The 15,356-nt window shown below is 72.4% G+C and carries 10 protein-coding genes; 9 read left to right on the top strand and 1 reads right to left on the bottom strand.

Annotated elements, in window-relative coordinates:
• Position 1 precedes the first annotated feature (1 nt).
• The 9 genes from ACFU9P_RS00995 to ACFU9P_RS00955 all read left to right on the top strand — a co-directional run bounded on the left by ACFU9P_RS00995 (position 2) and on the right by ACFU9P_RS00955 (position 14,868).
• Positions 2 to 2,254 (top strand): TOMM precursor leader peptide-binding protein, encoded by a 2,253-nt coding sequence (locus ACFU9P_RS00995; protein ID WP_384076826.1) that lies wholly within the window; start codon positions 2 to 4, stop codon positions 2,252 to 2,254.
• A 229-nt stretch (positions 2,255 to 2,483) separates the two neighbouring features.
• Positions 2,484 to 4,388, top strand: coding sequence for a TOMM precursor leader peptide-binding protein (locus tag ACFU9P_RS00990; protein WP_384077888.1), 1,905 nt, complete (start codon positions 2,484 to 2,486; stop codon positions 4,386 to 4,388).
• A gap of 44 nt (positions 4,389 to 4,432) precedes the next feature.
• Positions 4,433 to 6,100: a SagB family peptide dehydrogenase gene (locus ACFU9P_RS00985; RefSeq protein ID WP_376381921.1), complete on the top strand. Its 1,668-nt coding sequence runs from the start codon at positions 4,433 to 4,435 to the stop codon at positions 6,098 to 6,100.
• A 22-nt stretch (positions 6,101 to 6,122) separates the two neighbouring features.
• Positions 6,123 to 8,918, top strand: coding sequence for a lantibiotic dehydratase (locus ACFU9P_RS00980; RefSeq protein WP_384076823.1), 2,796 nt, complete (start codon positions 6,123 to 6,125; stop codon positions 8,916 to 8,918).
• A complete protein-coding gene (locus ACFU9P_RS00975) occupies positions 8,906 to 9,967 on the top strand; it encodes a lantibiotic dehydratase C-terminal domain-containing protein (RefSeq protein ID WP_376381917.1) in 1,062 nt (353 codons plus the stop codon). The genes ACFU9P_RS00980 and ACFU9P_RS00975 overlap by 13 nt, the downstream gene beginning before the upstream one ends.
• Positions 9,964 to 11,094 carry a peptidase M50 gene (locus ACFU9P_RS00970; RefSeq protein ID WP_384076820.1) on the top strand — a complete coding sequence of 377 codons (1,131 nt, stop codon included), beginning with the start codon at positions 9,964 to 9,966 and terminating at the stop codon, positions 11,092 to 11,094. Before ACFU9P_RS00975 ends, ACFU9P_RS00970 begins: the two co-directional genes overlap by 4 nt.
• Positions 11,095 to 11,141: 47 nt before the next feature.
• Entirely contained in the window at positions 11,142 to 12,140 is a 999-nt protein-coding gene (locus ACFU9P_RS00965; RefSeq protein ID WP_384077887.1) for an ABC transporter ATP-binding protein, read from the top strand.
• Complete coding sequence (locus ACFU9P_RS00960; RefSeq protein ID WP_376381913.1) at positions 12,137 to 12,892, top strand: ABC transporter permease; 756 nt, start codon at positions 12,137 to 12,139, stop codon at positions 12,890 to 12,892. Before ACFU9P_RS00965 ends, ACFU9P_RS00960 begins: the two co-directional genes overlap by 4 nt.
• Complete coding sequence (locus ACFU9P_RS00955) at positions 12,889 to 14,868, top strand: TOMM precursor leader peptide-binding protein (protein WP_384076817.1); 1,980 nt, start codon at positions 12,889 to 12,891, stop codon at positions 14,866 to 14,868. Before ACFU9P_RS00960 ends, ACFU9P_RS00955 begins: the two co-directional genes overlap by 4 nt.
• 160 nt (positions 14,869 to 15,028) lie before the next feature.
• On the opposite strand, the gene ACFU9P_RS00950 is transcribed toward ACFU9P_RS00955, so the two are convergent.
• Positions 15,029 to 15,205 (bottom strand): thiazolylpeptide-type bacteriocin, encoded by a 177-nt coding sequence (locus ACFU9P_RS00950; protein ID WP_046505532.1) that lies wholly within the window; start codon positions 15,203 to 15,205, stop codon positions 15,029 to 15,031.
• Positions 15,206 to 15,356 lie beyond the last annotated feature (151 nt).

Below are 15,356 nucleotides of genomic sequence, written 5' to 3'. Positions count from 1 at the left end.
CATGGGCTCAACCTACGAAGCCGTCTCCGCGACCCGTCCGCGTATCCGCCGGGACGTCCTGTTCACCGAGACGGCGGACGGAGTGCTGTTCCACAACGCCGACGGCGGGTTCCAGCTCACGGCCAAGGCCGCCTACCGCTTCGCCACGCTGATCGTCCCGCACCTGACCGGGGACCACACGGTCGCGGACATCTGCCAGGGCCTCGGCGACCGGCAGCGCGCCATGGTCGGGGAGCTGGTGAAGAGCCTGTACGAAAGGGACTTCGCCCGCGCAGTGCCGGGGACCGCGGCCGGGGCCGAGGCGGTGGACACACCGCCCGACGTGGCCCGGCGCTATGCCCCGCAGATCGCCTATGTCGACCACTACTCCGACGACGCGGAAGCCCGGTTCCGGCGCTTCACCACCGCGCGGGTGGCGGTCCTCGGCGACGACGACACCGCCCGCTGGTGTGTGCTCAGCCTGATCCGCAACGGCTGCGCCACCATCGGCGTACAGCCCGGACTCGCGGGCGAGGACCGGGAGATCATCGAGGCCGAGGCGCGGGAGGCCGCGGCCGACGGCTGCCCGGTGGACCTCCTCGACCTCCCGGACGGCGCCCCGGGCCGGCCGCTGGGCTGGGCGGACCTCGAAATGTACGACATCGTCGTGGTGACCGGCGGACCCGCCGCGCCGCCGCGGCTGTTCCCGCTGCTGAGCGCGGGTGTGCCCGAGGGCCGGACCCTGCTGCCCGCCTGGTCGTACGGTCACCACAGCGTCGTCGGACCGCTGATGACGGCCACCACCCCGGGCTGCTGGGCGTGCGCGGCGCTCCGTATCGGCCACCACGAGGAGGCGGGCGCCACCGCCGACATCTGGAGCGCGCTGGCACTGCCCGGCACCGTCCCGGCCGGTGAACTCCCGAGCCGCCCCCTGGCCGCCATGATCGGCAATCTGCTGGGGTACGAGATCTTCCGCCTCACCACCGGCGCCCTGACCGCCGAGACCGCGGGGCGGCTGGTCATCCAGGACATGCGGTCCCTCGATGTGTCCACCGAACCTCTGCTGCCGCACCCGCGCTGCCCGTTCTGCGCGGGGGCGGGGGCCGGAGCGAGCGACGGAGCGGCGGCCGTCGACCTCACCACCGCGGGCAGCGACACCCTGCCCATGCCGACGGTGGCCACCGCCCGGGACGCCGACGCGCTCGTGGAGGAGCTGAACCGCCGGTCCGTGCTGGTCGGGCCGAAGGCCGGGGTCTTCACCCGGTTCGCCGACGAGCCGCTCACCCAGATCCCGCTCAAGGCCACCGTTCTCGAACTGGGCACCGGGCACGGCACTTCGCGCCGTGTCGCCGCCTTTGACGTCCATCATGTCGCGGGCGCCCGGCTGCGGGCGCTGAACGCGGCGGCCGAGGTGTACGCGGAGCATGTCGCGCCCACCGCAGGAGTCCTGACGGGGCATCAGCTCGAAGCGGTACGGGCGGAGGTCCGCTCCCTGGAGCCCGCCGCGCTGACCACCGCCGGGCCCGCGCCGGCCGCCGCCGAGCGGGTGGCCGAGTGGACCCTGGCCACCTCGCTGCTGACCAAGGAACAGGCACTGGTGCCCGCCGCGGCGGTACGGACCTTCGGCCGCCACAACGCCGACCGGCTGTTCGAGCCGACCCGGGCCGGGACCGGCGCGGGCGCCTCGGCCGCGGACGCCGCCGCCGACGGCCTGCTCTCCGCGCTCGCCCATGACGCCCTCACCAGGGCGCTGCGCGGCGGACCGGTCGGCCGGACACCGCTGAAGACACTCGGCGAGGGCCCGGACGCCGACGCCGAACTGACCTTCCTGATCCGCTCCGCGGCCGTCCTCGACATCGGCCTGGAACTCCTCGACCTGGGCGAGAGCGACCGCTCCGGCGTCCATGTCCTGCTCGCCCGGGGCGCCGGCGGCTGGGCCGTCGGCAGCGAGACGAGCTGGCGGAGCGCCGCCTCCGCGGCCGTACGCGATCTGCTCGGCGCGGTGCAGCTCGGCCGCGAGGAGACGGCCGCGCCCTTCGACACCGGGGACCCGCTGCTGCGCGACCTCGACGCGACGACCCTCGACGCCACCGACGCCGACGGCCTGCCCGCCGCCGCGGACCGGGAGACCACGCCCTGGTCCGAGGTGCTCGACCGGCTCCGGACGGCCGGGCGCGATGCCCTGGTGGTGCCGACCGGATCCGCCGATCTGGCCGCCGTCGGCATCAGGACCGCCCGGGTGCTCCTCACCACGGAGGCACTTCGTGGCGCCTAGGGTCTTTCGTTCGGATCAGGCTGGATCAGGGAGCGGGGGACGGCGCCGTGGATCGCAAGGCGGAGGAGAGAGCCATGGCGGAGCCCTGGTGACCGACGACAACGCGGCGAGGCGCGGTGCCGGCGCTCGCGAGCCCAGCAAGATCCAAACGAGAGGCCCTGGCACCCTCTCCGTACGCCCGGTCGGACTCGCGGACCCGGCCGGCGGCGCGCGGCTCCGGCTGGACGAACTGCTGGGGCGCGCCCTGGAGCGGCTCGGCGGGCCCGAGGCGGAGATCGGCGTACTCGGCGTCGGCGACGCGTTCGCGCCCGGGGCGCCGGCCGCCGGGGAGCGTCCGGACCGTACGGAACCGGCCGTTCCCGTGCAGGTGTACGCCGGGCACGCCGTCGTCGGGCCGATGCCGGGCGGCGACGGCTCGTCCGGGGCCCCCTGCCCCAGCTGTCTCGCCCGCCGCTGGCAGGCCGTACGGTCGGTGGCCCTCCGCGACGCCCTGGAGCTGGGCGGGGAGACCCGGGCCGCCGGCGAATGGCCCTACGCCACCCCCTTCGCGGCCGACGCCCTCGCGGCGCTCGTCACCGCCCTGCGGGACCAGCCCCCCGCCGACGGCGGCCCGTTCCCCGCGATCCGGCTCCTGGACCTCCGTACCCTCACCGTCCGCCACTACCCCCTCGTCCCCGACCCCGAGTGCCCGCGCTGCGCCGCGCCCCGTACCGACACCGCCGAGGACGCCCGTATCACCCTGCGCCCCGCCCCCAAGCACCGGGCGGGCACCTTCCGGCTGCGCCCCATCGAGTCGTACGACATCGATGTGGCCGCGTTCGCCAATCCGGTGTGCGGAGCGCTCGGCCCCTCCGTCGTCCATGACGTCTCCTCCACCTCCACCTCGGCGACCATCGGCTGCTTCTCGATGCGCTCGGGGGAGTATCTGCGCGAGACGTTCTGGGGCGGCCACGCCGACTCGTTCGGCCGCAGCAACCGGATCGGCGTCCTCGAAGGCATGGAACGGTACGCCGGGATGCGGGCGCGCTCCCGGGTCACCAGTGTGACCGGAAGCTACGAGGAGTTCGGCGCCGACGCCGTCGACCCCCGTGAAGTCGGCCTGTACGCACCGGAGTTCTACCGCGACAACCCCCGGGTCCGGCCCTTCGCGCCCGACCGCCGGATCCCGTGGGTGTGGGGCCACTCGCTGCGCGACGACAAGCCGCGCCTGGTGCCCGAAGTCCTGACGTACTATCACGCGCCCGGTCTGGAGAACAGATTCGTCCAGGAGAGCTCCAACGGCTGCGCCTCCGGCGGCTGTCTGGAAGAGGCCATCTACTTCGGGCTGATGGAGGTCATCGAGCGGGACGCCTTCCTGCTCGCCTGGTACGGGCAGCAGCCCCTGCCCGAGATCGACCCGGCCACCAGCGACCGCCCCGCCACCCGGCACATGGTCGACCGGCTGGCCATGTACGGCTACCGCGCCCGGTTCTTCGACACCCGGATCACCTTCCCCGTCCCGGTGGTCACGGCTGTCGCGGAACGCTTCGACGGCGGTCCGGGACGGATGTGCTTCGGCGCGGGCGCCGGGCTCGACCCCGAGTCCGCGCTCGACTCGGCGCTCTGCGAGATCGCGACCGACGCGGTGAACCTCCAGGGCCGCACCGAACGCGACGAAGTCCGGCTGCGTGCCATGGCCGAGGACTTCGCGCTGGTGACAGCCCTGCACGACCATCCGCTGGTGTACGGGATCCCGGAGATGGGCGAGCACGCCGGGTTCCTCCTCGGCGACCGGGGACCGCTGGGGCGGGGGGCTCAGGAGCCACCGCGCGCGGTCGCCGACCTCCGCTGGCCCGACCCGTCCGGCGCGCCCGCCTCCCCGGATCTGCGCGAGGATCTGCGGCGCTGTGTCGACGCGGTCACCTCGGCCGGCTTCGACGTGGTCGTCGTGGACCAGACCATGCCCGAGCAGCGCAGGCTCGGACTGCACACCGTCAGCGTGCTCGTCCCGGGTCTGCTGCCGATCGACTTCGGCTGGTCCCGGCAGCGCGCCCGCACCATGCCCCGGATGCGTACCGCGCTGCGTGCGGCGGGACTGCGCGACCGCGATCTGACGCCGGAGGACCTCAATCCGGCGCCCCACCCCTTCCCGTGAACCGACGTCCCGTGCACCCACCGTCCAGCAGAGAGGAGCGTCCCGTGGGCTACGCCCATGACTATGCGGCAGCGATCATGCAGCGCGGCCGGATCCCGATGGAGCCCGCCGATTTCGTCCCCGACTGGGCGGACCGGCCCAGGAAGGCGAAGTACTACCCGGGTATCGGGGCGTTCCCCCTGCCGGAGACGGACTTCCCGGACGAGGCGACCGTCGCGGCCGGCTGCCTGCCTCCGGGAGCGAGCACAACGGGAGGGCCAGGACAGCCGGGAGATTCCCAAGTGCCGTCCGGGGAACGGCCGTTCACCCTGGACGCGCTGTCCGGGATGCTGCGCGACTCGTACGGACTGACCGGCCGCAGGCTCGGTGTCCAGACCAATACCGACCTGGCGGCCCTGCCGCACTACACCCAGGCCAACTGGTCGCGCGGCACCGCCTCCGGCGGCGGCCTCTACCCGGTGAGCGTCTACTGGATCTCAGGACCCAGCGGCCCGGCCACCCCCGGTGTCCACTACTACTCGGCCCCGCACCACACCGTGCAGCGCCTGGTCGCGGGCGATGTCACCGGCGAGGTGCGCGCGGCCCTCGGCGACGGAGCGGCCGGAGCGGACCGGGACCAGTTCCTGGTGCTGGGCATCAAGTACTGGCAGAACGCCTTCAAGTACAACAGCTTCTCCTTCCACGCCGTCAGCATGGATCTGGGCGCGATCCTCCAGACCTGGCGCATCTGGGCCCGCGCCCGTGGTCTGGTGGTCGAACCACTGCTGTGGTTCGACGAGCAGAGGCTCAGCCACGTGCTCGGAGTCGACAACGCGGAGGAGGGTGTCTTCGCCGTCGTCCCGCTGAGCTGGGAGGGCGCCAGGCCCACCGCCCCCGCGCTGCCCGCCCCGCCGGCCGCCCGCTACACCGACTCCGAGCGCTCCCGCAGGATCCTCCACTTCGAGACCCTGGAGCGGATCCACGCCGCGACCGCCGAGGGTGCCACCGACCGCCCGGCCCCGGGCGCCCTGGCCCCCGCCACCACCGCCCCGCCCGCCGGGACCGGGGCCACCGTGGCCCTGCCGGAACCCGCGCTGCCGCCGGTGAGTGTCCGTACCGCACTGCGGGCGCGGCGGAGCAGCTTCGGCCGCTTCGACGCCAGTACGCCCCTGACCACCGCGCAGCTCGCCGCCACCCTCAGCGCCTGCGCCGCCTCCTCGCTCGGCAGCGACGCCGAACGGCCCACCACTCCGGGGGACGGTCCCGGCGGGGATCTGCCCGCCGTCCCGGGCCTGGTCACGCTGTACGCCTTCATCAGCCATGTCGAGGGCATCGAGCCCGGCGCATACGCCTACGACCCCGCCGCCCACGAGCTGCGCCTGGTGGTGCCGGGAGCGCCGGGACCGTTCCTCCAGCGCAACTACTTCCTCTCCAACTACAACCTGGAGCAGGCCGGAGCCGTCCTCGTACCCACCGTCCGCACCCACGCCGTCCTGGACGCCGTCGGCGACCGGGGCTACCGCCTTGTCAACGGCACCATCGGAGCCGTGGCCCAGACCTTCTACACCGCGGCCTCGGCCCTCGGCCTCGGCGCGGGCGTCGCGCTCGGCTTCGACAACATCTCCTACATCGAGGAACTCGGCCTCGACCGCACCGGCGAGAAACCGCTGCTCATCATGTTGCTCGGCAATGAGCGGGCACGGCCCGCCGACTTCCGCTACGAGATCGCCTGACCCGGGACGGGGGAAAACTGCCATGACACCGGGCACAAGCACCGGCGCGCCCGAGGGCGCGCCCACCGGGGAGACCGACTGGCGGCCCGGCCGCCGCTTCATGCTGCGCGTCGCCGGACTTCCGGTCGAGTCCGTGCACGCGCTGCGCTGCGCGGACAGCAGCCGCTGGTCCGACGACGTCCTCGCGGCCGAGGACCGGCTGCGTACGCGCGGAGCCGAACTCAGCGATCTGCTGCACGAGGTGGTACGGGCCACCGATGTCTCGCCGGACGGCGACGGCGCGGCCCAGCGCCGCGAACTGCTCGCCCTGCGCCGCCAGATCTTCAACAACAAACTGCCCGCCGCCCCCGACGCGGCCGTACGGCTGGTCGCCGCGCTCGATCCGGACGCCGCGGAACCGACCGCCGAGTGGCTCAGGGACCGCAGGCACCTGGAGAAGCTGCGGGCCGAGGGCGCGCCGCTGCTCGCCGCCGACCTCGGCCGGACCCGCGCCGCCCTGCGCGGTCTGCTCACCGAGGACCGGCTGCGCTGCGGACTCCTGCTCGCCTCGCCGACCCTGGAGGGACAGCTCGACTCCTATGTCAACGCCGGCAAGGCCGGTCCGGGCGCGCCCAAGCGGATGCGCAAGATCGAGCGCTCGGTGCTCGCGTATCTCTACCGGACGGCCTGCAAGACCAGCCCGTTCAGCACCTTCACCGGTGTGGCCACCGGCCTCTTCGACGAGGAGGGCACGGATGCGGACCTCCGCGTGGAGGACCGGTGGACCAGCCACGTACGGCTCAATGTCGTCGTCCTGGGCCGGCTCGCCGAACTGATCCTCGCCGACCCCGCCCGCCGCGGTGATCTGCCCGTACGGCTGGCCTCCGGCTGGGAGCGCGACGACGACCGGATCCGGTATGTACGCCAGTGGATCACCGCGGGCGACGACTCGGCCGCCGTGACCTTCGACGCGGTCAAGGACCGGCTGTTCTTCCTGCGCCGCAGCGGCACCCTGGACCGGCTCCTCGCCCTCTTCGACGCCGGCCGCGAGCTGCGTTACCACGATCTCGTCGACTGGCTGCGCGCCGAGCACGGCGCGGAGCCCGAGCAGTGCGAGACCTATGTGGCGGCGCTGCTCCAGCTCGGCATGGTGCGCGTCCCCTGCCTGGACACCGACGTGCACAGCCCCGATCCGCTGCGCTCCTTCCGTACCGCGCTCGGCGGGCTCGGGCGGCCCTGGGCCGACGCACTCGCCGCCGCCCTCGACGGACCGGTCTCCGCCATCGACCGCTTCCCCGCCGCCGGCCGCGCCGAACGGGCGGAACTGCTGCGGGAGTTGCGCGCCGGACTGCGCGACGCCCAGGCCCTGCTGAGCGACGGCGGGGCCACCCCGCCGACCCTGCCCCAGACGCTGCTGTACGAGGACGTCAGCGCGGGCCGCGAGGTGAGCTGCGGTCTGGGCGCCTGGACCGGACCGGCCGGCGGGGCGCTGCGCTCGGTCGAACGGATCCTGCCCGCCTTCGATCTGACGCTGCCTCAGCGTGTCACCTTCAAGGGCTTCTTCATGGCCCGTTACGGCCGGGGCGGCCGCTGCGACGATCTCCTCGGGCTCGTCCACGACTTCCACGAGGACTTCTTCGACCAGTACCTCTCCTTCGCGGGCAAGCGGCGGCCGTTCGACGACCGGGGAGAATACGTACCGGAGGAGAACTGGCTGGGCCTGTCCGGGATCCGCGCCATCGACGCGGCCCGGAAGACCTTCATCTCCCGGATGCGGCACGCCTGGGAGACCCGGGGCGACGCGGCCGAGATCCGGCTCGACGAGGCCGACCTCGCCCCCGTCGCCGGGGAACTCGCCCCGGTCGCGGGCGAGTTCGTACCCCAGTCGCACCATCTCCAGCTCGCCCGTGAGAACGGCGAACCGCTGATCGTACTCAACCGCTCCTACGGCGGACTGTCCTTCCCCTTCAGCCGGTTCACCCATGTCTACGACCCGGAGAACCCGGCGGCGGAGGCGGGGGCGTTCTCCCGTGAGCTGCGCGACAGCGCACGCGCCCGCACCCCCGACGGAGCGGTGCTGGCCGAGATCACCGGGGGAGCGGTCACCAGCAATCTCAATCTGCACAGCCCGCTCACCGACTACGAGATCGTCTGCCCCGGCGAGTCCAGCACCGTCCCCGAGGACCGGCGCATCCACCTCGACGACCTGTCCGTCGAGCACGACGAGGCCACCGACCGGCTGGTCCTGCGCTCGGCCCGGCTCGGCCGCGAGGTCATCCCCGTCTACCTCGGCTATCTCGTACCGCTCGCCCTGCCCGAGATCCCCCGCACCCTGCTGCTGATGTCGCCGACCTCGATGGCTCCCCTCGATGTGTGGGGCGGAGTCCCGGAGGGCGAGGCGGAGGACGGGGTCACCTCACGGCCCCGGGTGCGGTACGGCGAGGTCGTCCTGAGCCGCCGTAGCTGGGCCACCACGGCCGGAGCGCTGCCCGTACGCACGCCCGGCACCGGCGATCAGGACTGGTATCTCGGCTGGCGGCGCTGGCAGCGCCGGCACCGGCTGCCCGACCGGGTGTTCGCGACCGTCTCCAGCGGACCCCGGGGCGGCGCGGGCGCCAAGCCCCAGTACGTCGACTTCCAGAGCTGTCTCTCCCTCACCGCCCTCGAAGCCCTCCCGACGCACCCCGACGACCGGGTCGTGCTGCGGGAGATGCTCCCCTCCGAGGACGGACTGCACGTCCGGTCCGCACGCGGCAGCCATGTCGCCGAACTGGCCGTGGAGACCTTCACGTTCACCCCGACCCGACGCACAGAGGGCGCCCCGACATGTCAGAGCTGACCCCCGCCCCCGGCGACTGGCAGGCCATCCACATCTTCTACGCCGCCAACCCGCAGCCCCTGCTGGTGAACTGCGTCCGGCCGCTCGTCGCGGAGCTGACCGCCGACGGACTGCTGGCCGGCCACTTCTTCATCAACTACTGGCTGGAGGGGCCGCACGTCCGCCTCCGGCTCAAGCCGTCCACCCCCGAGGCCACCGCCGAGGTGCGCCGCCGTGCGGAGGAGGCCATCAGCGCCTTCCTCCGTGCCAGGCCCGCCCTCTACGAGGTCGACTCCGGCTTCCTCAACGAGTTCTACAACACCCTCTTCGAAATCGAGTTCCCCGAGGGCGACCGCGGCGCCTTCATGGACACCGACGGCCGGATGAACCTGCGGCCCAACAACTCCTTCTCGTACGAGCCGTACGAGCCCGAATACGGCAAGTACGGCGGCCCGGCCGGAATCGCGCTGGCCGAATGGCATTTCGCGCACTCCAGCGATCTGGTCATGGACGCCTTCCGCACCATGAACCTCCATCTGCGGACCGTGCTGCTCGGCACCTCGGCGCAGCTCATGATGGTCATGGCGGGCTGTTTCCTGCCCGAGCGCGAGGAACTCGGCGGCTATCTCGACCGCTATTACGAGTTCTGGCACAAGGCCTTCCCCGGCACCGGATTCATCGGCTCCAAGGAATACGACAAGAATTACGCGGAGATGGCCCCCGGCCTCGGCCGCCGTTTCGAGGGAATCAGGCAGGCCGTCCGTACGGGGGAACTCGGCCGGCTGCCCGCCTTCCTGCGCGGCTGGGCCGAGCACTGCCTCGAACTCCGCACCCGCGCCGAGGAGTTGACCGTCCGGGGCGAGCTGGTGTTCCGCTCCTGGGACGGTACGCGCGACGAGAAGGTCAGCGACCCCGCCGTGGCGCTGCCGCTGCTGCTCTCGCCGTATATGCACATGACCAACAACCGGCTGCATGTGACGATCCGCGACGAGGCCTATCTGTCGCACGTACTCGGCCGGGTCCTGCGCGAGGACACCACCGGCACCCCGGCCCCGGCGGCGATCCCATGAGCGGTACCCCCGCCCGGCCGGCGGACCCCGCCGGACTTCTCTCCCACCGCCCGGCGCTGCGCCCCGGCATCCTGCTGAGCCCCGCCCTGCTGCACGGCCCCGCCACCGTGCATCTGATCAAGGACCCGGACGGAGGCGCCGCCTTCGAGGTCGGGGTGAAGGAGTACTTCCTGATCGCGCGGCTCGACGGTGTCCGCAGCCTGGCCGAGATCGGCGAGGAGTACGCCGACGCCTTCGGCAAACGGCTCGCCGAGCCGCACTGGCGCCGGCTTCTCCAACTCCTGGGCGCCCGGGGCCTGCTGGCCGGAGCACCCCCTCGGCCGGCCCCGGACACCCCGGCGGCCGGACCGTTCAACGGCACCCTGCTGCGCGGCACCATGCGGCTGGTCGCCGACGCCGACGCCACCACCGGCCGGCTCCACCGCCTGCTCCGCCCCGCCCTGCGCGCCCCGGTCCTGCTGCCGCTGGCCGCGCTCATGGCGGCGACGGAAGTCCTGCTGGCGACAGAGCTGCCCCGACTGGCCGACGACACCTGGTGGCTGTTCCACCAGCCCGTCGCCCTGGTGGCGGTCTTCACCCTGCTCTGGCTCAGCACGGCCCTGCACGAACTCGCCCATGGAATCGCCGCCCGGCACTACGGCGGCACCGTCAGCGAGATCGGGCTGCGCTGGCGGCTGCCCATGGCCGTGATGTACTGCACGGTCGACAACTACCGCTATCTTCGGACGCGTTGGCACCAGTGCGCGGTGGCGGGCGCGGGGGCCTTCGCCAACCTGCTGTTCCTGCTGCCGTTCCTCGCCTGGTGGGCGGCGCTGCCCGACGGGGACCCGACCCGCCGCGTCCTGTCCGGCCTGCTGCTGCTCGGCAGCGCCCAGGCCCTGGTCAATCTGCTGCCCCTGCCCCCACTTGACGGGTACACGATGCTCGGCCACGCTCTGCGCGTCTCCCACCTCGCACCCGAGAGCGGGCGCTACCTGCGGCTGCGCCTGAGCGACCGGCAGGCCGCCGCCGCGTACCCCCGCCGGGCCCGCGCCCTTTACCTCGGGTACGCGGTGGGGTCGGCCCTGCTCGTCGTACTCCTGCTGGCGGCCCTGGCAACAGGCCTCTACTTCCACCTAGTTCACTGACCCACAACCCCCGAGGGGCGCAGAAGCACATGAGCGAGGCCAGGACCATGGCGTCCGTGCCGGACGACACAGACACCGGCGCGGCGATCGTCGCCGACGCGATCCGCAAGCGGTACGGCGACCGCCAGGCCGTCGACGGCGTGTCACTCCAGGTGAACCGCGGGGAGTTCTTCGGACTCCTCGGACCCAACGGCGCGGGCAAGACCACCCTCGTCGAGATCATGGAGGGGCTGCGCCAGGCCGACTCCGGGACCGTCACCGTGCTCGGCCAGTCGCCCTGGCCGCGCAATGTGGCGCTGCTGCCGAGGCTCGGCGTACAGACCCAGTCGTCCGCCTTCTTCGTACGGCAGACCGCGCGCGAGCACCTCCGTACCGTAGCCGCGCTGTACGGAGCCGGACGCGAGGCGGCCGACCGTACCCTCGAATCGGTTGGGCTGACCGGGCAGCGCGATGTGATGGTCGAGAATCTCTCCGGCGGCCAGCGCCAGCGTCTGGCCATCGCCTCCGCGCTGGTCCACGGACCCGAACTGATCTTCCTGGACGAGCCCACCGCGGCCCTGGACCCGCAGGCCCGCCGCGATCTGTGGAAGGTGCTGCGGGACCTCAAGAGCGAGGGCCGCACCATCGTCTACACCACCCATCACCTGGACGAGGCCGAGGCGCTCTGCGACCGGGTCGCGATCCTGGTCGACGGCTCCGTCGTCGCCCTGGACTCCCCGCACCACCTGGTGAGCGCCGCCGCCGCGCCGACCCGGCTGATGATTCCCGCGGAGCGGATGAGCGAGGCGGACGCGGCGGCCATCCCCGGCGTCGACCGGGTCACCGTCCAGGGCGGCTCGCTCGTCCTGGAGACCGCCGTCTCCGGCAAGGTGCTCCAGGCGGTCGACGCGCTCACCGGGCTGGACGGCGTCCAGACGCGTACGGCCACGCTGGAGGACGTCTACCTCGAACTCACCGGCACGAACGGCCCGGACGGCACGCAGAGCACGGGCATCGATGACACGAACAGCACGAACAGCACCGAGGACACGGAGCGGCAGGGATGAGCGCGTACGCGGCACTGACGGGGGCCGGCTTCCGGGCCCAGGTCCGGGACAAGGCCACCCTTTTCTTCACCTTCGCCTTCCCGCTGCTCTTCCTGGTCGTCTTCGGACTGATCTTCCGCGGCCAGGAGGTCGAGGAGACCGGCCGTCCGTACATCTCCTACATCGCGCCCGGCGTGATGTCCTGGGGTGTGGCCAACGCCGCCGTCTTCGGTGTGGCCTTCACCCTGATGCAGTGGCGCCGCGACGATCTGCTGCGGCTGATCCGGATGACCCCCACCCGGCTGCCCGCGGTCCTGGCCTCCCGCTATGTGATCTCCCTGGCCGTGGGTGCCGTCCAGGCGGTGGTGTTCGTCGCGGTGGCGATGCTGCCGCTCTTCGGCCTTGAGCTGGACGCCCGGTGGCCGCTGGCGCTGCCCGTGCTGGTGCTCGGCATCACCGCGTTCCTGGCGATCGGCGTGGTCATCGGCTCGTACGCGGAGACGCCCGAGGCGGTCGCCGCCATCGCCAACTGCCTGATGGTGCCGATGGCCTTCCTCTCCGGTTCGTTCCTGCCGCTCGACATGATGCCGTCCTGGCTCCAGGCCGTCTCCCGGGTGCTGCCGCTGCGCTATCTCAACGACGCGGTGTCCGCCGCCCTTTCGGGCCGCGGCGGGCTCGACGACATCGCGCTGGGCTGTGCGGGACTGGTCGTCTTCACCGTCATCTTCGGCGCGCTCGCGCTGCGGACGTTCCGCTGGAGCAACAAGACATGACGCCTCCGACCACGACTTCTGTGAGCGGGAGCGGGACGGCCGCGGACCGTGTGCCGCTGGAAGCGGCGCGCGAGCTGCTCCAGCGGGCGCTCGCCGAGCGGCTCGCCCCGGCCGCCGGTCCCACGGTGGTGCCCCTGGGCGCCGCCGATGTCCTCGGCCACCGGGGCGAGGACCGGTACGCCGACGCGCGCCCCGGCGCCACCGTCCATCTCACCGCGCAGGCCGTGCTGGTGGGCCCCTGGGGCGGTGACCCGGATGCCGCCGCCTGCGGGCAGTGCCTCGCCATGCGCTGGCAGCGGCTGCGTACCCGTACCGAGCGGGACGCCCTGGAGACCGGCGCCCGTACCCGCGCGAGCGGACCATGGCCCGCGCTCACCCCGTACGCCGTCGACGCCACGCACGCCCTCTACCGTGCCGTCGTCCTCGCGGATTCCGTACAGCCGCCGGGCACGGAGGCGGCCGACCGGCGCCTCCCGCAGGTCTCGCGTCTCGACCTCGCCACACTGGAGATACGGACCTATCCGCTGCTGGCTGATCCACTGTGCCAATTCTGCGGACCGCGCGGTACCGACAGCCCGGACGAGGCGCGGCTCGGCCTGGCCGGCCGGCCGAAGCCCTCGCCCGATACGTACCGGCTGCGGGCGGCCTCCTCGTACCCGATGCCGGCCACGGCGCTCGCCAACCCCGTCTCCGGGGTGCTCGGCGCGGGCACCTGGATCAATGTCACCTCGCCCACCACCGCCCCCGTCGCGGGCAGTGTCTTCATGCGCGGATACGCCGGCCTCACCGATGTCACCTGGAGCGGCCAGGCCAACGGCTTCGACGCCAGCCGCGATCTCGCCTATCTGGAAGGTTTGGAGCGGTACGCCGGAACCCACCGGCGCACCGGCACCACCCTGCTCACCGCGTCCTACGACGACCTCGTCGCGGACGGCCGGCCCGCGCTCGACCCGGCCGAGTGCGGCTTCTACTCGCCCGAGACCTACCGCGACGACCCCATGGTGAGCCCCTTCGACCCCGCCCGCCCCATCCCGTGGGTCTGGGGCTACTCACTGCGCGACGAGCGCGCCGTTCTCGTACCGGCCCGGCTCGTCCACTACAGCGCCGGACTCGCCTCCGACAACTTCGTCTTCGAATGCTCCAACGGCTGCGCGATCGGCGGCTGTCTGGAGGAGGCGGTCCTCGGCGGTCTGCTCGAACTCATCGAGCGGGACGCGTTCCTGGTCGCCTGGTACGGCAACACCCCGCTCACCGAGATCGACCTGGACTCCATCGGCGACCCCACGGTCCGCACCATGATCGACCGGGCCGCCCTCCAGGGCTACGACGTCCACGCCTTCGACAACCGGATCGACCTCGCGGTCCCGGTGGTCACCGGTCTGGCCGTACGGCGCGACGGCGGCCCCGGCACGTTCTCCTTCGGCGCCGGCGCGAGCCTCGATCCCGCGGCGGCGTTGGAGGGAGCCCTCTCGGAGGTCCTCACCTATATCCCGCACCTGCCGCGCCAGGTCGAGGAGCGCCGCCCCGAACTCGACGCCATGGCCGAGGACTTCGGCAAGGTCCTGCATCTCAAGGACCATGCCCAGCTCTACGGTCTGCCCCGGATGGCCGATCATGTCCGCAGCTATCTGGAGCCGTCCGCCGTCCGGCCGATGGCCGAGGTCTACCGAACATGGGAGGAGCGGGACCGGCCGCGCACCGGCGATCTGCGCGACGATGTGACGCACTGCCGGGACGAACTCGTACGGGCCGGGCACGATGTCATCGTCGTCGACCAGACCACACCGGAGCAGCACCGCATCGGACTGCGCACCGTGGCCACGATCGTCCCCGGCCTGCTCCCGATCGACTTCGGCTGGACGCGCCAGCGGGCGCCGAGGATGCCGAGACTGCGAACCGCCGCACAGCGGGCGGGACTTCGGGCCGGCGAGCTGACGGAGGCGGAGATCCGGATGGTGCCGCACCCGTTCCCGTAAGCCCGTAGGGCGTAAGTCCCGTGCCGCACAGGCCATACGGGCCATGCAAGCCGCCACGAGTCATGCAAGCCGTACGGGCCACGCGAGCCGTACCAAAAAAACGGGCGGCACCCGCGCGGGAGTTCGCGGGTGCCGCCTGCTCCTGTGCGGAGCGCCGGAATCAGGCGCTGCAGGAGGTGGTGCTGGTGGTGGAGGAGCAGGTCGACGTCGAGCTGCAGCTCGTGGAGCCCGCGAGCACGACCTCGCTGGCGTCCGAGTAGTCGGAGATCTCGAAGGTCTCCGACTCAAGCTCCATGATCTCGTCGGCGAGGGAGGCGAGGGTGCTCTTGTCAGCCATGATGACTCCTTATGGGAGGGCCCGGCCCCCGGGGGTTCCACGGAGGCCCGATCTCTTGACACCCGTATTCCAGCGGACCCCGCTTGCAGAACGGCACGTCTTCCACTGACCACTTGTGTCAGCGGTCTGTACGTGGCGGACCCGGCCCGTA

Source organism: Streptomyces sp. NPDC057617, from assembly GCF_042800555.1.
Lineage (GTDB): Bacteria > Actinomycetota > Actinomycetes > Streptomycetales > Streptomycetaceae > Streptomyces.
The sequence above is the reverse complement of the archived record's forward strand: the minus strand, read 5'-3'. Positions and strand labels throughout refer to the sequence as shown.